This is a genomic window from Paeniglutamicibacter sp. MACA_103 (assembly GCF_045798555.1).
Taxonomy (GTDB): Bacteria; Actinomycetota; Actinomycetes; order Actinomycetales; family Micrococcaceae; genus Paeniglutamicibacter.
In genome coordinates this window covers 1-18,450 of the sequence record NZ_JBIXLN010000061.1, presented here as the reverse complement: position 1 = coordinate 18,450, position 18,450 = coordinate 1, and the positions used below count along the sequence as shown (strand labels likewise).

Here is an 18,450-nt window from a genome sequence, read left to right as displayed (position 1 = left end):
GGGGGGGGGGGGTCTTCCCCCCCGCCCCCCGCTTCTTTTGTGCCCTCCGGCTTGGCGGCAGCGGCTACTTGACGCCGAGCTTCCACAGCGAGGTGACCTCGCCGGAGCGTTCCACGTGAAACGGGTCGGAGGCATCGGCGGCGCGCCCGTGGGCCGGGACGGTGTCCTCGCGCCCCAGCACCGCCAGCCCGGCGCCCTCGATCCAGCCCAGCAGCTCCCCGCGGGTGCGCAGGCCCAGCCGCTCGGCCAGGTCGGAGATGACCAGCCAGCCCTGCCCGCCCGCGGCCAGGTGGTCCGGCAGCCCGGACAGGAAGGCCCGCAGCATCGCGGACTTGGGGTCGTAGACGGCATAGTCGAGCAGCGTCTGCGGGGTGCCCGGCAGCCACGGCGGGTTGCACACCACCACATCCGCCCGGCCCTCGGGGAACATGTCCTGCTTCACGGCCCGTGCCCGCTCCGCCAGCCCCAGCGCGGCAAGGTTCGCCTGCGCGCACGCGACGGCGCGGTCCTGCGAGTCGGTGCCGATGACCTCGGCGAAGCCGCGCCTGGCCAGAATGGCCGCCAGCACTCCGGTGCCCGTGCCGATGTCGAAGGCCCGCCCCAGGCCCGGAAGCTCGGCGCGCGCCACCAGGTCCAGGTACTCCCCGCGCACCGGGGCGAAGGTGCCGTAGTGGGGATGGATCTTCGCGTCGAGGGCGGCGACGTGCAGCCCGGTGGCGCGCCATTGCTGGGCGCCGATGGCCCCGAGCAGTTCCTGCAGGGAGACCACCACGGGTTCGGCCACGGGTCCGAAGGCGTTGGTCCAGGCCTCGGCGACATCCGGGGCGCGGCGCAGCGAAACGGCCGGGCCGGGACCCACCGGGACCAGGAGCATGGACAGGATCCGTGCCCGGTGCGTGCGGGCCTGGCGGTACTTGTAGAAGCGCTCGGCGGTGGTGGGGACCGCAGCGTTGCGCTTGGCCTTGGTGCCGGCCGGGATGCGGCGGGCAATGGCGCTGAGCAGCTGGCGGGCGTTGTGGTAATCCCCGGTGAACAGCATGCCGGTGCCGTTGGTGGCCAGCCGGTAGGCCTCGTCGGCGCCCAGGGAATCGTCGACCTCCACGATGGCCTTCGGCGGCGGGGCGGCGTTGGCCGAGGACCACAGCGCCGTGCGGTCCTGGCCGTTGTGCGTCCAGGAAATCGTTGCGGGGGTGTTCATGGCGGTGCTGGCGCTCCTGCTCAACGTGGATGGGGGGTGTGGTGCCGTGAAACGCCGGCGCAGTGGATCCAAGCCTATAGCGGCCGCCGGACTACACCGCGGTGGCGTGGCGCGCGAATGCCCGCACCGTGGCATCGTCCCAGTGTTGGGCCGGGACGCCGCCACCGAGCAGTTCGCGAATGAATCCCGGACCAGCGGGGATCGGCGCGTTGGAGCCGGCGATGATGACGTTTCCGTGGCGCCGGCCCTTGAGCATGGTCGGGTCCGCCACGATGGCCACGTGCTTGAAGACCGCGCCGATGGTGGCGGCCTCGCGCCGGGCATTTTCCAGCGCGGGGGTGTCCCCGCAATTCACGATGTACAGGCCCTCGGCATCCAGCACCCGGGCGGCATGCGCGGTGAAGGCCAGGGTGGTCAGGTCCCTGGGCGTCTGGTCCCCGGCGAAGACGTCGCGGATGAGAAGGTCGCGCGTGGCGTCCGTGAGCGTGGCCAGCACGGCGCCGGCCTCCCCGACGCGGATCCGCAGCAGCGGCGCGCGCGGCAGGTCGAACCAGGCGCGGACCAGGGCGGCGAGCTTGCCGTCCAGCTCCACCACGACCTGGCGGGCGTTGGGGTAGGTCACCGAGGCCCAGCGCGCCATGGAGCAGGCGCCGCCGCCCAGGTGCAGGGCGCGCAGCTTGTGCCCCTGCTCCTCGATCCGCCCCGGGTTGAAGCGGGAGCGGATGAGCGCGGCGATCCAGCGCATGTATTCGAAGTCGAGGTGCCCGGGCGCGGCGAGGTCCACGTGCGAGGAGGGGACGTCGTTGATCCGCAGCAGCCAGCCGGTGGGCGAGTACGGGTCGCGCTCCAGCTCGGCGGTGCCGGTGTCGATGGGGTAGATGCCCTCGAGCGGGCCGTCCTGCGGCGCGGCGGAGCTCACGGATTCCAGCGGAGGATTGTTCTTGTTCCGCTTGTTCTTGCCTTTAGCCACGGTGTGCGCCGTGGCGGACCATGCGGATCTCGTTCAGTCCGCTCCAGTCGTCGGCCAGTGCCTCGACCCTGCCGTCGGCAACGAATCCGTGCTTGGCGTAGAAGGCGTGGGCGCGCGGGTTGCGCTCGAGGACCCAGAGCACGGCGGCGCGGTCGCCCAGCACCGCCTCGAGCAGCCGGGCGCCCAACCCGGTGCCGTGGTCGCCGGCCAGGACGTAGAGGAGCTGCAATTCGACGCCGATCCCGGTGTCCGCGTCGTCGTCGGCCGCCGGCCCGCCGCCGGCTATCCCGACGATGTCCCCGGCCGGGTTGGTGGCGATCCACAGCTCGGCACCCTGGGCCAGGCCGCGGGTCCACCAGTCGGCCTGCTGCTCGAGGGCGGCGCGGGCATTGGCGAAGAAGGAGGCCGGCCGCTGGTCGGCGTAGGCCTCTTCCCAGGCCGTCAGCTTCATCTGAAGGGCGGCGGGGATGTCTTCGGGCACGGCAAGGCGAATGGCGTAGGGCTCTGTAGTCACAGGGGCAAGCCTATGTGCTTCGGGGGCCGGGCGACGAAAGCCGTGATGCACCTCAAGGCGGCGGCCGTGGGTCGGGCGCGCCGGGCCCCCTTTAGCGGACGACCCCCACGGCAAACCCGTCCCAGCCCTTGACGCCCACGGTCTGCAGTGCGGTGGCATCCACGCGCGGGTTGGAACCCAGCACGTCGATGCCCCGCCGCACGCCGTTGACCAGGCGGCCGGCATCGGTGAGCGGATCCCCGTCCTCCAGGACCGCCCCTTCCCGCACCACGTTGTCCACGACGATGACGCTGCCCGGGCGGCCCAGCATGATCGCCAGGTCGATGTAGTGGGCGTTGTTTTCCTTGTCCGCATCGATGAAGAACAGGTCGAAGGGTTCCCCGTCCTCGGCCAGAAGCGCGTCGAGGGTGTCCAGGGCGGCGCCGATGCGGATTTCGACCCGGTCCCCGACCCCGCAGGCGGCCAGGTTGTCCGCGGCAACCCGGGCATGCAGCGGCTCGTATTCGCAGGTGGTCACGTGCCCGTCGGCACCCACCCCGCGCGCCAGCCAGGTGGTGGAGTAGCCGCCAAGGGTGCCGATTTCGAGCACGCGCTTGGCGCCGGCGATCTGCGCCAGCAGCATCAGGAACTTTCCCTGCACCTCGCTGACCTCGATGTGGGGAAGCCCGGCCTGGTGCGCGCGCTCGCGCGCCGCCGCCATTTCCGGTTCCGGGGCGAGCAACTTTTCCACCAGGAATTTGTCGACGTCGACGGGGCTGGCGGAATTCGCCGGGGTGTCCATGCTTGCTACTCCTGCTCGCTTATGGCCTTTTCCAGACGTTCGATCTTTCCGGTGATCTCCCCGCTGTAGCCCGGGCGGATATCCGCCTTCAGGACGAGCGATACGCGCGAGCCATAGGCGGCGACGGCCTCGGTGGCGCGCTTGACGACATCCATGACCTCGTCCCACTCGCCTTCCAGTTCCGTGAACATGGAAGAAGTGGAGTTGGGCAGGCCCGACTCCCTGACCACCTTGACGGCTGCGGCCACTGCGTCGTGGACCGACCCATCGGTGTTGTCGGTGCTGGGGGCTACGGAAAAGGCAACAATCATGCTTCCACTTTGCCACCGCCGCCCCGACATGTCACTTGTCGGCACCGAGAAAACGACTTGTGCGCAAACCCTTGGCACTTTCCTTGCCAAGTGCGCCCGGCTCTGCGAAGCTCGATCCACGTGACAAGGCTTGGGGGCGGGAACTTGCGACAGCTCGTACGGATCGGCACGGCACTGGGCCTCGCGTGCGCCATCAGCGGGTGTTCCGCGGCGCCGGAACCAGCGCCGACGGCCGTCACGGCCGCGGTGCTGGAGGACCTGATGACCCTGGTTCCCGGCGAAGCCCAGGTGCTCATGGGCATGGGATCGGCCGACCACGCCCAGGTCATGGCGACCGCGGAGCTCGGCACGTACCGGGGAACCCGGCTGACCGTGGTGGCGGTCTGCCATGGCGAGGGCAACCTGCGGCTCTCCCTGGACCAGGGGGACGGCATGGTGGTCCCCTGCGACAGGAACATCGCCACCGTCGACATCCCCGTCACCGCCGAGGTGCGGCCCAGCAGCGTGTCGATCGCGCTCGAGCCCGGCAACACGTACTCGACGCTAGTCTATTCCGCGGGCCCGGGCGCAGCGGGTCCGCGGAAGTAGGCACCGGGCGTCTTGGACCGTTCAGCCCCAGCCCAGGTAGCGCGCCAGCGCCGCCGCCCCCGCACCGGCGATGACCACCACGAGAAACGGGGCGCGCAACAACAGTGCGACGGCGGCCGCAGCCAGGGCGGCCAGCCTGGCATCGAATTCCACACTGGTCCCGCTGGCGACCGTGTTGACGATGGCCAGGGAGGCAAGCAGCCCGATGGTCAGGGTGCCCGCGGCGCGCGTGACCCGCTCGTTTTCGAGGATCTTCTCCGGGACCAGGTAGCCCAGGATCTTGATCCCGTAGGCCGCCGCGCAGCCGGCAAGGATCCACCACCATAATTCACTCATCGCTCGCCCTTCGGGATGTTGTGCGGCTCGACATCCGGTTCGAGCCCTTCGTTCGCCGGTCCCCGGCCGAAGAACCCCCATACCCCTGCGACGACGGCGGCCACCAGGATCGGCACGCCCGGCGGCACCAGCGGGATCGCGAGGACCGTGGCAAGCGCGCAGACCGAGGCGATGGCCACCGGCTCGGCGGATTTCAGGCGCGGCCACAGCAGGCCCAGGAATGCGGCCACGGCCGCACCGTCAAGCCCCCAGGCCTTCGGGTCCCCCAGCGCGTCGCCGAGCAGCGCGCCCACCAGCGTGAAGATATTCCACAAGACGTATACGCCGATGCCCGCCACCCAGAACCCGAGCCTTTGCTCGCCAGGGTCGCCTTGGCCGGCGGCGGTGGCCGTGGACTCGTCGATGGTCAGCTGTGCCGCGGCGAACTTCTTCAGCCCGCGCGGCCTGAGCATGGCCTTGACCTGCATGCCGTAGACGGCATTTCTCACGCCCAGGAGGGTGGCCGCACCGAATGCCGCTCCCGGGCCTCCGCCACCGGCAATCACGCCGATGAAGGCAAATTGCGAGCCGCCGGTAAACATCAGGACACTCAGCGCGACGACCTGCCAGAGGTTCAGGCCGGCGGCAATGCCCAGGGCTCCGAAGGAAATACCGTACAGGCCCGTTGCGACGGAGATGGAGAGGGCCGTCTTGGTGGCGGGAGTCAATTGCAATGGCACGGTTTCAAGCTTAGTGGCGGGCGGTGCCTTTCAACGCCCCGCCCAGGCGGCTGCGCCGGACGGACCCGCTCAGCCGTGCGTTGCCTCGTAACGCACCTTCAACGCCCCGCGCTTGATCTTGGCTTCCATGACCCGGGTGCCGCGCAAGGCGCCCAGGTCCCGGACGTGGGTGCCGCCGCACGGCTCGGCGTTGACTCCGCCGATCACCACGGTGCGGATGCCGGCCTCGTCGAGGCTGCTGGCAACCGTCGCCTTCGTGGCAACCAGGGCCTCCAGCCGCCCCTGGATCTCTGTGATGACCTGCTCGCGTGCCTGCGGCGCAACGAGGTCCTCGGAGACTGACTCGGGATGGAAGTCCAGTCGCGCCTGGCCCGGGAAGTGGCTGTGTCCGCTGTGACGCCAGCCCCGCTCTTCACCCAGGAACCCCACCAGGTGTCCGGCGGTGTGCAATGCAGCATGCAGCAGCCGCGTGTCCGGGTCCACCGCCGTGCGCACCACGGATCCCACCGCAGGGTCCCCGGCGCCGGTGAGGACCACCAGCCCGTCGTCGAGGCGGCCTACCGCGACCTCGCGGCCATCCACGGTCCCCGTGTCCTCCATTTGCCCGCCGCCGCGCGGGTGGAAGATGTTCGGGCTCACCGCAATCCACGGCTCGCCCCCGTCGTCATGGCCGGTGGCGATGACGGTGGCTTCGGCCTCGAACAGGTAGGTGTCGGAAAAGTATGCGTTCAGTTGTTTCTCCACGCGGCGAGTCTACGCCTGCACGTTTCGCGCGCGACAATTCCTCGGACATGTCCTAGTCCAGGCCGAGGTGCGCCTTGATGAGCGCCGGGACGTTGCTGGTCAGCTGCGTGACTCCGCGACCCACGAGGTAGCTGGCATCCGCGGGGTCATCCACGGTCCATACCCGGAAGGTTGCGCCGCGGGCCAGCCATCCGTTGGTCACCCGGGGGTGCTTGCGCATGTAGGCGACCCCGGGACCCGCCAATTGCGGGACCCCGGAATTCAACAGCTCCACGCCCTCCGTCATGGCGCTGGCCAGCACCGCCGCCACCCCGGCGCGATCGCTCTCCCCGGCCTTGACCAGCTCGTCGATCCACTCCTCGTCGACCTCGGTGACCAGCTGGCAGACGTGCACCGGCGGGATCCGCTTCATCAGGTAGCGCACCGAGCCGGGGTCAAAGCTCATGAAGGAAACGTAGATCTCGCCCAGCATGGAGGTTTCCGGCTCCCAGCCCAGTGCCCGCAACTCGGCGATCATGGCCTCTTCAAGTTGCCGGCCGTAGGGACTGGGGTGCTTGACTTCCACGGCCAGGCCCACGGGTCGACCGGCATCCCGCATGAGCTCCACCAATTCGCCCAAGGTCACCAGTTGCTCATGAAGCTTCCCGTACGACGCGGGTATCTTCGGGTTCTTCCATGAGGAAAAGTCAAGGGCCTTCAGCTCGGCCAGGGCCTTTTCCCCGACCCGCCCGCTGGAGTCCGAGGTCCGGTCCACCGTCGGGTCGTGGTGGCACACCACGAAGCCGTCGGAACTCAGGTGGATGTCGCATTCAATGCCGTCGGCCCCGTCCGCCAGGGCCTGCATGTACGCGGCGCGCGTGTTCTCCGCGTAGACCGACGATGAACCGCGGTGGGCGTAGACAAGGGTTTGCATGCCTTTCACGCTACCGCCGTGCCCGGATCCCGCGCCGCTTGCCGCGCCTGTTGCTTGGTGAACTATCGTTGAAACCTGTTCCATCCGCATGTCCAGGCCAAGGGAGCCGCAGCCCATGACGTCAACCGGATTCAGCCTTGCCCCCGCGAACGATGCCGCCAAGGCGATCGCGCTGCGGAAGATGAAACGCCTCGCCACGGGGCTGTTGGCCATCATGGCGGTGATCTTTGCCGTGGCCTTCGCCCTGCAGCACAGCCATCCCTGGCTTGAGTACGTGCGGGCTGCCGCCGAGGGGGGAATGGTCGGCGCACTGGCCGACTGGTTCGCCGTCACCGCCTTGTTCAAGCACCCCATGGGGCTGAAGATCCCGCACACGGCGATCATTCCGCGCAAGAAGGACCAGATTGGCGAGAGCCTGGGGCAGTTCGTCCAGGAAAACTTCCTGTCCCGCGATGTCGTCGGCACCAAGTTGGAGCAATTCGATGTCTCGCGCAGCGTCGGCGGCTGGTTGGCCAAGGAGAAATCGGCCACCCGGGTGGCCCAAGAGGTCTCCACCGTCATCGGGGCGGCACTGGAGGTCTTGGATGACCGCGACGTCCTGGCGCTGCTGGAATCCCTGGCCAAGAAGCACATGCTTGCCCCCGAATGGTCATCGACGCTGGGTCGGATCATGGAGCGGGTTGTTGCCGACGGGCACCACAAGCCGGCAGTCGACCTGCTGGCCGAACGGGCCGAACAATGGGTGGCCGACAACCACGAGATGGTGGTTTCCCTGGTCGCCGAGCGCTCGCCCTCATGGGTCCCGGCGATGGTCGACAGCCTGCTGGGCGAGAAGCTTCACCGCGAATTGCAGAAGTACGTACAGTCCGTGCGGAACGACCCGCACCATTCCATGCGTTTGAGCATCGATCGGTGGCTGGAGAGGTTTGCCGCGGACATGCAGTCGGATGCGGAAATGATTGCCAAGGTCGAGGCCATGAAGCATTCCCTCTTTGGCGATGCGCAATTGCGCGAACTGGCCGCCACCAGCTGGTCATCCATCAAGGCCGCGCTCGTCGATGCCATGGAAAACCCCGGATCCGAGCTGCGCAAGTCCATGATCGCGGCGATCCGCGACCTCGGCGCAAGGCTCCGTGACGATGCCCGTCTGGCGGCCAAGGTCAACGGGTGGGTGGCCAACGCCGTGGTCTATGTCGTGGAAAACTACAGCGGGCAAATCACGTCACTGATCACCGACACCGTCGCCCGCTGGGACGGCAAGGAGACCAGCGAAAAAATCGAGCTCCAGGTCGGACGGGACCTGCAGTTCATCCGCATCAACGGTACGGTCGTGGGGTCGCTGGCCGGCCTGGTTATTTTCTCCGTGGCCAACGCCCTGCTGCGTTAGCGGGCCGTCTTCGGCGGGCACCGGGACGTCGCCCGCACGCCGGTCCACCGGGACTTACCCCGCACAACCCCGGGGATGTACGTCGCCGCGATTCCCTGACGTGGGGTAAGCCGCCCAAGGTGTCTGGGCGGCGCCCTGCCGTCGCGGCGCACCACCCACTTCAAGCTCGCCGGAGGGAACGTGCGGATGCTCGGCCCCGGTCAATGGCCCCGGGGTGTCGCCACGCGTTCTGCCGGTCCGCAGGTGCAGGGCCGGCACGACCCCGCACCTGTGCCTAGCGACAGCCAACCAAGGGCGGATCTTCTACACCCGGACCAACGAAGCTGACTGGGCCCGGAGGCTTCCCGATCCGCGCGTGAAGGCGAAGGTGTCGGCCCGCCTCGGCGCTAGGCGACCCAGTTCATGCACCAGACAATCCATGGCAGGGCGACCAGGTCGATGAGCACCGCACCGGCCAAGGGGACGATGAGGAACGCACGTTCCGATCGGACACCAAAGCGGGAATTGAACGCGTCCATGTTTGCCAGTGCGTTGGGCGTCGCACCCAGGCCGTGGCCGATGAAGCCCGCGACCATGGTGGCCGCATCGTAGTTCTTTCCCAGTACCCGGAAGACCACGAAGACAGCGAATGCCAAGATGAACAGCAGCTGTACCAACAGGATGAGGACCAACGGACCGGCCAACGAGGCCAGTTCCCAGATCTTCAGGCTCATCATGGCCATGGTCAGGAAGAAGCCGAGGCTGAACTGCGAGATCAGGTCCACCGCGTCGTCGTCGATCTTGATCCAGCCGAGCTTGTCGTTCAAGTTACGGAAGACCAAGGCGATGATCATCGCCCCGACGTAGGCCGGCAGCGAGAATCCGGTCAGTTCCGACAACCAACCGCCCAAGGTCATCCCGATCACCATGACGATGCCGATGACCAATGCGGCCGTCAGCAGATTCGCGTAGTTGCTCCCGCTCTTGCCCCGGGTCTCGTCGCTCGGTGCGGCCGCAGCGGCGGCGACGCCACTGCCCGATCCGCCGCCTGACGTCATGTTCCTGGCCACGGCACCGGCGAAGGCCAACTTTTCGCGCAGACCGGCCTTCTCGGGGATCTCCACGTTGTGCCGTGCCACCAGGAAGCTTGCGGTCATCCCGCCCATCAGGCTGCCGGCGACCAAGCCGAAGGTGGCAGAGGCAATCGCCACTGCGGTGGCCCCCTCCACACCCATGGCTTCGGCCGTGGGGCCGAATGCGGCGGCAGCTCCGTGGCCGCCTTCAAGGCTCACCGCGCCGGCCATGACACCCAACATCGGGGAAACGCCCACCACGTTGGCCATGCCGATGCCAATCAGGTTCTGCATGATGGCCAGGCTCCAGCAGACCACCAGGTAAACCAGCAGCAACCGGCCGCCCTTCTTGATGGAGGACAACGAGCCGGCCAGGCCAATGGTCGTGAAGAACGCGATCATGGCCGGGGATTGCAGCGAGGTGTCCAGGCTGATCTGTGCGGTGCCGGTCTGGCGCAGCAGCAGGACGAGCAGCGCGAACAAGAAGCCGCCGATGACGGGGGCCGGGATGCAGTACTTCTGCAGGAAGCCGACCCGTCTGCGTGCCCACTCCCCCAGGGAGAGCAGGAGCAGTGCCAGCGCCGCCGATTGGACAAGGTTAAGTTGGATTTCCATGGGATGTTCAGCCTCGGTTCAAGATCAGGTCGTTGATCAAGCGCGCCGCCGTGCGGGCGGTTCGCTGGTCAATGTCGAAGTCGGGATTTAGTTCGGCAATGTCGGCGTGCACGAGCCTTCCACTGCCTGCGGCTGCCAGCACGACCTCCCGCACGACTTCCAGCCCGATGCCGAACCCGGCCGGCGCGCTCACACCCGGGGCAACGCTCGCCGGCAGCGCGTCGAGGTCGATGGTCAGGTACAGGTGGTCCACCGACTGCGCGAATTCTGCAACGAATTCGCGCACTCGGTCGAGGTTTCCCGCATGGCATTCGGTGTCCAGCAGTGTCTTGACGCCCAGTTCACGCGCACGGTCGAAGAGCGCCTTCGTGTTCGAGGCCTCGCTGATGCCCACCGCCGCATAGTGGAAGGTGCGTCCGGCGGCAGCTTCGGCCCGGGCGATCTGGGCGAAGCCGGTGCCCGACGTCGCCTGGTCCTCTTCGCGCAGGTCGAAGTGCGCATCGATGTTCAGGATCCCCAAGCGCCACCGGCCCTCGGCACCCAGGGCACGTGCCACGCCCGCGTAGCTGGCGAAGGTGATCTCGTGTCCGCCGCCCAGTCCCACGGTGAAGTGCCCGTCGACGAGCAGGGCTGCCAACGCCGCGGCGAACTGCTCCTGCCCCGCTTCCAGGTCCTGCCCTTCGACCACCACGTCACCGGCGTCGTAGAGCGCGACAGACTGGTGCAGGGCAAGCGAGGACAGCGCCGCGCGCAGAGCACCCGGCCCTGCCTGCGCCCCAACGCGGCCCTTGTTGCGGCGCACGCCTTCGTCGCTGGCGAATCCCAACAGTGCGCATCCGGCTGCGCTGCCGGCCGTCCAGTCGGTGATGGTGTTGTGCCAGCGGGCGTTTTCCGCACCGGGGCCGTCGTGACGGCCACTCCACTGCCCGGGTTTTTTCCGAGTCATCGTATTCCTCCACTTAAGGAGTCCGCCGTGCGGCGGACAAGTCTAATCAGTTGCGCAGTGCGGTAGGCACTGCGTTCGGCCGGAGCCATCAGGGTGACCACCCCGCCCAGCGCCCCGGCATCGTCCAGGACCGGGGCGCTCACGCCCCAGATCCCGGTATCGAGCTCGCCCGAGCTGACCGCGTACCGGTCGGCGAGCGCCTGGGCACAGGCTTGCTCGATGTCTGACCTCTGGTCGTCCGATATCCGGTAATGATCAAAGACCCTGTGGCGCGAGTCCCGCGGCATCCGCGACAGGAGCGCAGTGGCTGTGGCCCCGCGCAGCAGGGGTTGCGAGGCGCCCACGGTGTAGCAGCAGCGCAGCATATGACGCGATTCCACCGCCTCCACGCACACTGCCTCCGTGCCGTGAGCGACCATGAAGGCCACGAATTCCCCCGAATCCTCGGCCAGCTGGCGAAGGTAGGGAGTCACCGAACCGGTTGTCAAGGTGGTATCCCGGTACCGCTCGGAAAGCTGCACGGCGATTGGCCCGGCACCGTAGTGCCTGGTGGAGGTCTTTTGCGCAAAGCCGGAGGAAACCAACGAGCCCAGCATCCGGTACACCGTGCTGACTGGAATCCGGGTGGACTCGGACAACTCCTTCACGCTGGCCTGGGGCACCTTTGCCAGTGCTCCCAGGATCCGCAAGGCCCGCGAGGCCTGCGTATCCGCATCCTTGTCCACTTCCACAAAGCACCTATCATTCATGCCGCTCGACCGACCACGCGGCCAAAGTCCGCGCCGGGGACCCAAGGCGCCCTTGGCGGTCCAGTGCTCCATTCAAAAGGGTCAACCCGGCTCATACAAGGGAAAATTCTCGCATAGTGAGAATTGGAACAAAGGCCTTCCCGCCAGACGGAACTATTCCCATGACACCCGACACATCCGATCGAGGTATCCAGCCCTGCTTGTCAGCGGCCGGATTGTGCCCCAGGGCGCCAGCGGCGCCGCCCCGGCAAGCCCCGCGGGCGCTGCGCCGAACGTGACGCACTTCACCGTGAAACGCCCTGGGCAGCACCCCGGGGGCCAAGCAGGGCAATACGCGTGGCCTGCATCCTGATTTCCGATCCGCTCCCTGCTCCGGCCTCGAGGGCTCCGGGCACGGAAGGCAAAGGCGAGGGACGACGACCGTGAGAGAAGTTGGAGGCGGCGCTGCCGCGACAGCCATGCCTACGACCCGGTTCCCAGAATCAGAGTGTCTCCTCCCTCGGCGAACGACGCGACCTCGGGCATTCAATCCAGCTGGTCTCGCGATGATCAATCCGCGCCACGGCCCATGCCCGTCGCGCACCGACCACGCGCGCAACATCGGATGAGCCGACGGGCGTCGACGAAACATTCGCCTCGCACCATGATGACGCCAAGGACCATGCAAGCACCCAGCAGCCGCTCGCCTAGAGCTCAAGAACGCCTATGCAGACTCACTCTTTCGGCCTTCTCGAGCCGATCCCCCTGGAAGCCGGAAGACACGCCCCCCGCATCTCACCAAAAAAGAGACCTGGCTAGGAAATCATGTCCCAATCAGGTCTCTTTTCGCATGCCTCCGCTAGGACTCCCCGCGGGTTTCGATACCCTCCGTGCGGCGTCTCCGCTCTGCCTCTATTCCGGCTTCGACCTCGGCGAGCGCATCGAGCCTCTCGCCCTCGCTGACCAGTTGGCCGGGGATGGTGGTGGGCAGGGTGCCGAAGGCAAGGCCCGCTGCCTCGATGACCTTCTTGCCCAGGAACCGGTTGCCGAATCCGCCAACCGCCGCACCGATGCCGAAGGGAACGACTCGCCCGAGCATCGAAGCCCCTTGGGTGGCAAGCATCTTCTTCAGGAACGTTCGCTGCATGGTGCCCTGCATGGTCGCCCACAGGCTCGAGGGCTTGTTGGCCCCGAACAAGGCCGCCCACCCTTGGACGGGCCCAGCACCGCGTCCGGCGACCTGATGCGTCAGGGCGGAAATCATCGAGCTCCCCTCGTCGCCCATGAGAATCGCCATGACCAGCATCCGGGCCTTGTCCGGGTCCTCGGTGGTGATGCCGTGCAATTCGGCCAGGGACTGGGCATAGAGGGCGCTGGCCTCAAGGAAGCCAACGGTAGCCGCCGCCGAGAACCCCAGCGCGGCAACCGTTCCGACACCGGGAATGGCCGCCGTGGCACCCACCGCGGCACCGGATCCGGTGATGGCCAGCAGGTAGTCGCGTTCGACCAGCTTGGCTAGTTCCGCCGCGCTGCGGTCCGGATGTTTGCGCTGCAGGCGGCGCAAGTAGGCAAGGACCAGGGGCCGCTGCACGCTGACTGCCTTCATGACGGCGCTCTGCACCCCGGGCTTGGGCTTGCCGTCCGGGCCAATGACACTGGAGGTAATCGGGTTCTTTTTCATCCTGGTCCCACTCTATGGGTACAGCGCCGTCGGCGTAAGCAAATCGCCGCTGGACGTATCCCGTGAGAAAGGGGAAGCCGGGGCTTCTTGCGGAAAAGGGCAAATTCCGGGAACCGCAATTGCACGCCATTTCCATGGCTTGGCGGCGGAAAGCGAGCTTGCTCGACGCAGCTCAAAATCCGGAAGGCCAAGTCCTTGTCGTCCCGGCCAAGGTCTCCCGGCATGACGGTCGCCTCCGGGGCGCTGCGGCATCCGGGCATGGCGCATCGCTGAGCCGGCAGAACGATTCCGTCGCGCCCCGGGTGCAGCTGCCTGCCCAGATTCGGCTAGCGGCCAGCGAACGTCGGCGCGGAAACCCCGGAGGTTTCAGCGGCCTTGAGCGCGGCCCGCAAGGCAATGAACAACACGACCACGGCACCGCTCAAGGACATGTGCCCCAGACCGGCAACCCCGGCGAAGGCTGCCGAAGTTGCATCGGTGCCCAACACCACCAGCGTCCCCTTGACCAGCATCATGCCGCCTGTCACCGCGACGCCGATCGTCCAGAGCCAGTAGAACCAGGCGAAGGCCCTGGGTGCGGCGGCGGAGATGGCAAAGATCCGCTCCAGCGCCAGCACTATGAGCAGGAAGACGAAGCCGAGCACCAGCAGGTGGGTGTGGACAAGCGGCAGCTGGGAGGCAGAGCGGTCCGCGAAGTCGTTGACCTTGGTCAGCTCCCGGTAGTAGAGGCCGGAGAGCACCCCGGTGATTCCAAAGGCAAATGCCGTGTACATCAAGCGCATCATGGTTGTGTGGTTCCTTTCGCCGGTGCCCGGGCAAACGTTGGTTGTGCCGGCAGGGCCCTCGGGCCAGGGTCCTTGCCGCATCTCACCATCCACTTTGCCGGGATGTCCCGCCGTCCGGATCAACCATCCGGTTGATTGTGGTTTCAGCCTGCGGGCATCACGTGGTGCGGTCGGCCGCAAGGTAGTGCGCGTAGAAGTTGCGGACATCGCGACGTTCGTCGGCGCCGAAGCCGTGTCCCATCTCCGGGTACGTGCGGGAGGTCAACGCGGTGTTCTCCGCGAGCCACTGCGCGGTGTAGGCCACGGCATCCGGGTTGATCACCAGGTCGTACGGGTCCCGGCCCCAGAAAAACGGGACCGCCTCCCCGGGCTCCGGGGCGGCATCCGTGAGGGAGAGAAGCTCGTTGGAAAGCACAAAGCCACTGAGTCCCGTGATCGTGGCATAGGTTCCGGGCCGCAGCCGGTGCAGCGTGGTGGCCATGGCCATTCCCTGTGAATGCCCCAGCAGGCTGATCGAGCGGTAGCCCCGGGCGAACTTGTCCTGCCAGTCGAACACGAGCTGTGCCGCGGAGACGACCCGGGCAAAGTCGTTGGCCAGGAAGTAGTCCAGCAGGAACCAGCCCCGGTCCCCGCCGACCTCCATCGGTCCGCGCAGCGCCACCCCGGTGGCGTGCGGCGGAAGCTCGTCGAACCAGCCCGTCATCCGTTCCGGGTTCGAGCCGTAGCCATGGAGCACCATGACCAGGTCGGTGCCCGCCCGCCGGCCTTCCGGCCTGGAGTAGATTCCCTCATCCATGGATCCACCGTAGCGCGTGCGAGCTCCCGGCCGATTCGCGTCGATGGCGGCTTCAGTCGCATACTGGGGCGCATGAGAATCGATTCGTTGGACGTGTCGCTGATCGAGCTGTTCACCGATTTTCCCGGCATCGGGGTCATGGAATGCTCCAAGCGCCTGGGCGTGGCCCGCGGCACCGTGCAGAACCGGTTGAACCGGCTGCACGAATCCGGGGTGATCACGCGCATTGCCCCGCAAATCGATGCCGCCGCAATGGGGTACCCGGTCGCCGCGTTCTGTTCCCTGCAGATCCAGCAGAACCTGGGCCACGACGGCATGGCCGAGAAGCTCGCGCAGATCCCCGAGATCCTCGAGCTGCACACCGTCTCGGGGTCCAGCGACTTCCTGGTGAAGATCGTGGCCCGCTCCACCGCAGACCTGCAGCGCGTACTCGACTCTATTTCCGCGACCGAGGGCATGGGCCGCTCCGCCTCGTCCATCGTGCTGGCAACGCACTTCGAGAACCGGGTCATCCCGTTGGCGCGGGATGCCGCGCTCCAAAATCCCGAGGCCCCCGTCGATCCCGGAAGCCGCTCGCGAGGCAGCTCGCTGCGCAATGGCGGTACGCTGAATGCGGCTAGAAAAAACATTGGGCACAATGTCCAGTGATTCACGGCACGCGCTGACCTTTCTGTACATCTTGTGCGGTCTTTCGCCGGGCGTTTGACCTGCCGGAGCTCATTTTCGTAGCTTTTGTGAGTCACGTCACCGGCGACGTGCGAGCAGCTTGTTTTTCGAAAGGCACCCCCATGAACCTTGCCCAGCGCAGTTCCCTGAACTCGATCCCCGCCTACAAGCAGGGCGCGACACCGGACGCGGCAGAGAAGGCCTTCAAGCTCTCCTCCAACGAAAACCCCTACCCGCCGCTGGACTCGGTCATTGCCGGACTTTCCTCCGAGCTGGGCACCATCAACCAGTACCCCAACGCCGCGGCCCCCGAATTGGTCGCCCTCCTGGCAGAACGCCTCGGCGTGGAGCCAGGCACCATCGCCCTGGGCGCCGGATCGGTGGAGGTGGCCGGCCAGCTGATCCACGCGACCGCCAACCCCGGCGACGAGGTCGTCTTCGCCTGGCGTTCCTTCGAGGCCTACCCGATCCTCACCCACGTCGCCGGGGCGACCCCGGTGATGGTTCCGCTGGACGCCGACGGCGCCCACGACCTGGCGGCCATGGCCGAGGCCATCACCGAGCGCACCGCGCTGGTCTTCATCTGCAACCCCAACAACCCGACCGGCACCGTCATCGACGCCGCCGCCGTGGACACCTTCATGGCCAAGGTCCCGGAGCACGTGCTCGTGGTCATCGACGAGGCCTACGTCCACTTCAACACCGCGGCCGATTCGGCCATCGGGATGGACTTCTTCCGCCGCTACCGAAACGTCGCGGTGCTGCACACCTTCTCCAAGGCCTACGGGCTGGCCGGGCTGCGCATCGGCTACGCCGTGGCACCGCCCGCGGTCGCGGCGAACCTGCGCAAGACCGCAATCCCCTTCGCCGTCACCGCGCTGGCCCAGCGCGCCGCGGTGCTGTCCCTGGAGCACGAGGACGAGCTGCAGGTGCGCATCGACGAGCTGGTTGCCGCCCGCGAAACCCTGCTGGCCACGCTGCGCCACGCCGGAATCGACGTGACCGCTTCCCAGGCCAACTTCATCTGGCTTTCCACCGGTGAGGACACCGAGGCCGTGGACGCGGCGCTGCGTGCCGCCGGCATTTGGGCACGTGCCTTTGCCGGGGAGGGCATCCGGATTTCCATCGGGTCACCCGAGGCCAACGAGGCCATCGCCGATGCGGTCGTCGCCGCGCTGAAGGAGACCCCGGTCCATGTCTAGCACCCCCGCAGCTCCCAGGAACGCGAGCTTGAACACCCGCCAGATCACCATGATGGGCCTGGGCGGCGCCATCGGCGCCGGGCTGTTCATCGGTTCCGGGCAGGCCGTGGCCGTGGCCGGGCCGGGCGTCATCCTGGCCTTCGCGCTGGCCGGTTTCCTGGTCATCCTCATCATGAACATGCTCGGCGAAATGGCCGCCGCGAACCCCTCCTCCGGGTCCTTCTCCGTATATGCCGCCAAGGCCATGGGCCCCAACGCCGGGGCGATCATCGGCTGGCTGTACTGGATCCAGGGCGTCATCGTCATTGCCGCGGAGGCCACCGGCGCCGCCGCCATCATCGGCGGCTGGTTCCCCGGGGTTTCCCAGGGCACCTGGTCGCTGCTCTTCGTGGTGCTGCTGACCGCGGTGAACCTGGCCAACGTGGCACGCTTCGGCCAGTTCGAGTACTGGTTCTCGTTCCTGAAGGTCGCCGCGATCGTCGCGTTCCTGGGCATCGGCATCGCCATCATCGCCGGGCTGGTCCCCGGCGTCGAAGCAACCGGCCTTTCCAACCTGGTGGCCCACGACGGCTTCCTGCCCAACGGCGTGGTCGGGCTGTGCGCCGGGCTGCTGATGGTCATCTTCGCCTTCGGCGGCATCGAGATCGTGGCGATTGCCGCGGCCGAAAGCGACGACCCGCGCACCTCCATCCGCAAGGCCGTGCGCGGTGTGCTGTTCCGCGTCCTGGTCTTCTACGTGGGCTCGGCCCTGGTGATGGTCTCGGTGCTGCCCTGGTATTCACCGGAGCTGGCCGCCTCCCCGTTCGTCGCGGTGCTCACCTTCGCGCACATCCCGTGGATCGACTCGATCATGGCCCTGGTGGTGGTCATCGCCCTGCTCTCGGCCATGAACGCGAACATCTATGCCGCCTCGCGCATGTTGCTTTCGCTCTCCGAGCGCGGGATCGCACCCAGGGTCATCCAGGTCCGCAACCGCGCCAACACCCCGTACGTGGCGGTGAGTGCCTCGGTGGTCCTGTGCTCGATCGCGGTGGTCATGAACTACCTCGCGCCGGATTTGGTCATGCCGATGCTGCTCAACGCCGTGGGTTCCACGCTGCTGGTCACCTGGGGGTTCATCGCGGTGTCGCAATTGATCCTGCGGGTGCGCGCGGATCGGGATCCGTCCATCCACCTGCCGGTGCGCATGCCGTTCTTCCCGTACCTCTCGGTCCTGGCGCTGGTGATGCTCGCCGGCATCGTGGTTCTTGCCCTCTTCGACCCGGCGTCCCGCACCCAGCTGATCGCCACCCTGGGGCTCACGGTGGCGATCGGCGTGCTCAACGCCCTGGCCCAGCGTCGCGCCCGGCGCCGCTTGGCGCAGGGCCTTCCCGCCGCGGAGACACAGCCTTCGGCTGCCCGGGACTCGCGGCCCGGGGACCGGGTTTCCTGAGAAACGCGCCCGCATGGGGCAACGGGCCGGGGGGGGCCCCCCGGGGGGGGGGGGGGGGGGGGGGGGGGGGGGGGGGGGGGGGGGGG

The 18,450-nt window shown here is 67.5% G+C and carries 20 protein-coding genes; 5 read left to right on the top strand and 15 right to left on the bottom strand.

Annotation, left to right across the window (positions count from 1 at the left end):
- Nucleotides 1–64: 64 nt before the first annotated feature.
- From ACIPVK_RS19920 to ACIPVK_RS19900, 5 genes are all read right to left on the bottom strand, one after another.
- A complete protein-coding gene (locus tag ACIPVK_RS19920; protein WP_407613722.1) occupies nucleotides 65–1,198 on the bottom strand; it encodes a methyltransferase in 1,134 nt (377 codons plus the stop codon).
- A gap of 91 nt (nucleotides 1,199–1,289) precedes the next feature.
- On the bottom strand, nucleotides 1,290–2,168 hold the full coding sequence (locus tag ACIPVK_RS19915; RefSeq protein ID WP_407613721.1) for a spermidine synthase: 879 nt from the start codon (nucleotides 2,166–2,168) through the stop codon (nucleotides 1,290–1,292).
- Nucleotides 2,161–2,682 carry a GNAT family N-acetyltransferase gene (locus tag ACIPVK_RS19910; RefSeq protein ID WP_407613720.1) on the bottom strand — a complete coding sequence of 174 codons (522 nt, stop codon included), beginning with the start codon at nucleotides 2,680–2,682 and terminating at the stop codon, nucleotides 2,161–2,163. Before ACIPVK_RS19910 ends, ACIPVK_RS19915 begins: the two co-directional genes overlap by 8 nt.
- 91 nt (nucleotides 2,683–2,773) lie before the next feature.
- Complete coding sequence (locus tag ACIPVK_RS19905) at nucleotides 2,774–3,463, bottom strand: O-methyltransferase (RefSeq protein WP_407613719.1); 690 nt, start codon at nucleotides 3,461–3,463, stop codon at nucleotides 2,774–2,776.
- A 5-nt stretch (nucleotides 3,464–3,468) separates the two neighbouring features.
- Nucleotides 3,469–3,774: an MTH1187 family thiamine-binding protein gene (locus ACIPVK_RS19900; RefSeq protein WP_407606921.1), complete on the bottom strand. Its 306-nt coding sequence runs from the start codon at nucleotides 3,772–3,774 to the stop codon at nucleotides 3,469–3,471.
- 144 nt (nucleotides 3,775–3,918) lie between these two features.
- Between ACIPVK_RS19900 and ACIPVK_RS19895 the strand changes: the two genes are divergently transcribed.
- Entirely contained in the window at nucleotides 3,919–4,362 is a 444-nt protein-coding gene (locus ACIPVK_RS19895; RefSeq protein ID WP_407613718.1) for a hypothetical protein, read from the top strand.
- Between the two features lie 21 nt (nucleotides 4,363–4,383).
- Here the strand turns inward: ACIPVK_RS19895 and ACIPVK_RS19890 are convergent, their stop codons facing one another.
- From ACIPVK_RS19890 to ACIPVK_RS19875, 4 genes are all read right to left on the bottom strand, one after another.
- On the bottom strand, nucleotides 4,384–4,698 hold the full coding sequence (locus ACIPVK_RS19890) for an AzlD domain-containing protein (RefSeq protein ID WP_407613717.1): 315 nt from the start codon (nucleotides 4,696–4,698) through the stop codon (nucleotides 4,384–4,386).
- A complete protein-coding gene (locus ACIPVK_RS19885) occupies nucleotides 4,695–5,417 on the bottom strand; it encodes an AzlC family ABC transporter permease (protein WP_407613716.1) in 723 nt (240 codons plus the stop codon). The genes ACIPVK_RS19890 and ACIPVK_RS19885 overlap by 4 nt, the downstream gene beginning before the upstream one ends.
- A 69-nt stretch (nucleotides 5,418–5,486) precedes the next feature.
- Entirely contained in the window at nucleotides 5,487–6,161 is a 675-nt protein-coding gene (locus ACIPVK_RS19880) for a hypothetical protein (protein WP_407613715.1), read from the bottom strand.
- Nucleotides 6,162–6,213: 52 nt separating this feature from the next.
- Nucleotides 6,214–7,074, bottom strand: a complete 861-nt coding sequence (locus ACIPVK_RS19875; RefSeq protein ID WP_407613714.1) for a glycerophosphodiester phosphodiesterase — start codon at nucleotides 7,072–7,074, stop codon at nucleotides 6,214–6,216.
- A gap of 115 nt (nucleotides 7,075–7,189) precedes the next feature.
- Between ACIPVK_RS19875 and ACIPVK_RS19870 the strand changes: the two genes are divergently transcribed.
- Entirely contained in the window at nucleotides 7,190–8,461 is a 1,272-nt protein-coding gene (locus tag ACIPVK_RS19870) for a DUF445 domain-containing protein (protein WP_407613713.1), read from the top strand.
- 386 nt (nucleotides 8,462–8,847) lie between these two features.
- Here ACIPVK_RS19870 and ACIPVK_RS19865 read toward each other — a convergent pair whose 3' ends face one another.
- The 6 genes from ACIPVK_RS19865 to ACIPVK_RS19840 all read right to left on the bottom strand — a co-directional run bounded on the left by ACIPVK_RS19865 (nucleotide 8,848) and on the right by ACIPVK_RS19840 (nucleotide 15,064).
- Nucleotides 8,848–10,128, bottom strand: coding sequence for a sodium/glutamate symporter (locus tag ACIPVK_RS19865; protein WP_407613712.1), 1,281 nt, complete (start codon nucleotides 10,126–10,128; stop codon nucleotides 8,848–8,850).
- A 7-nt stretch (nucleotides 10,129–10,135) separates the two neighbouring features.
- Nucleotides 10,136–11,074: a formimidoylglutamase gene (gene hutG, locus ACIPVK_RS19860; protein WP_407613711.1), complete on the bottom strand. Its 939-nt coding sequence runs from the start codon at nucleotides 11,072–11,074 to the stop codon at nucleotides 10,136–10,138.
- Nucleotides 11,071–11,799: an IclR family transcriptional regulator gene (locus ACIPVK_RS19855; RefSeq protein WP_407613710.1), complete on the bottom strand. Its 729-nt coding sequence runs from the start codon at nucleotides 11,797–11,799 to the stop codon at nucleotides 11,071–11,073. Before ACIPVK_RS19855 ends, hutG begins: the two co-directional genes overlap by 4 nt.
- Nucleotides 11,800–12,661: 862 nt before the next feature.
- Nucleotides 12,662–13,483 carry a hypothetical protein gene (locus tag ACIPVK_RS19850; protein WP_407613709.1) on the bottom strand — a complete coding sequence of 274 codons (822 nt, stop codon included), beginning with the start codon at nucleotides 13,481–13,483 and terminating at the stop codon, nucleotides 12,662–12,664.
- A 326-nt stretch (nucleotides 13,484–13,809) separates the two neighbouring features.
- Nucleotides 13,810–14,268, bottom strand: a complete 459-nt coding sequence (locus ACIPVK_RS19845; protein ID WP_407613708.1) for a DUF2871 family protein — start codon at nucleotides 14,266–14,268, stop codon at nucleotides 13,810–13,812.
- Between the two features lie 157 nt (nucleotides 14,269–14,425).
- Nucleotides 14,426–15,064: an alpha/beta hydrolase gene (locus ACIPVK_RS19840; protein ID WP_407613707.1), complete on the bottom strand. Its 639-nt coding sequence runs from the start codon at nucleotides 15,062–15,064 to the stop codon at nucleotides 14,426–14,428.
- Nucleotides 15,065–15,136: 72 nt separating this feature from the next.
- Between ACIPVK_RS19840 and ACIPVK_RS19835 the strand changes: the two genes are divergently transcribed.
- The 3 genes from ACIPVK_RS19835 to ACIPVK_RS19825 all read left to right on the top strand — a co-directional run bounded on the left by ACIPVK_RS19835 (nucleotide 15,137) and on the right by ACIPVK_RS19825 (nucleotide 18,364).
- Nucleotides 15,137–15,712 carry an Lrp/AsnC family transcriptional regulator gene (locus tag ACIPVK_RS19835; RefSeq protein ID WP_407613706.1) on the top strand — a complete coding sequence of 192 codons (576 nt, stop codon included), beginning with the start codon at nucleotides 15,137–15,139 and terminating at the stop codon, nucleotides 15,710–15,712.
- Between the two features lie 140 nt (nucleotides 15,713–15,852).
- Nucleotides 15,853–16,932, top strand: coding sequence for a histidinol-phosphate transaminase (gene hisC / locus ACIPVK_RS19830; RefSeq protein WP_407613705.1), 1,080 nt, complete (start codon nucleotides 15,853–15,855; stop codon nucleotides 16,930–16,932).
- Complete coding sequence (locus tag ACIPVK_RS19825; RefSeq protein ID WP_407613704.1) at nucleotides 16,925–18,364, top strand: amino acid permease; 1,440 nt, start codon at nucleotides 16,925–16,927, stop codon at nucleotides 18,362–18,364. Before hisC ends, ACIPVK_RS19825 begins: the two co-directional genes overlap by 8 nt.
- Nucleotides 18,365–18,450: the final 86 nt, after the last annotated feature.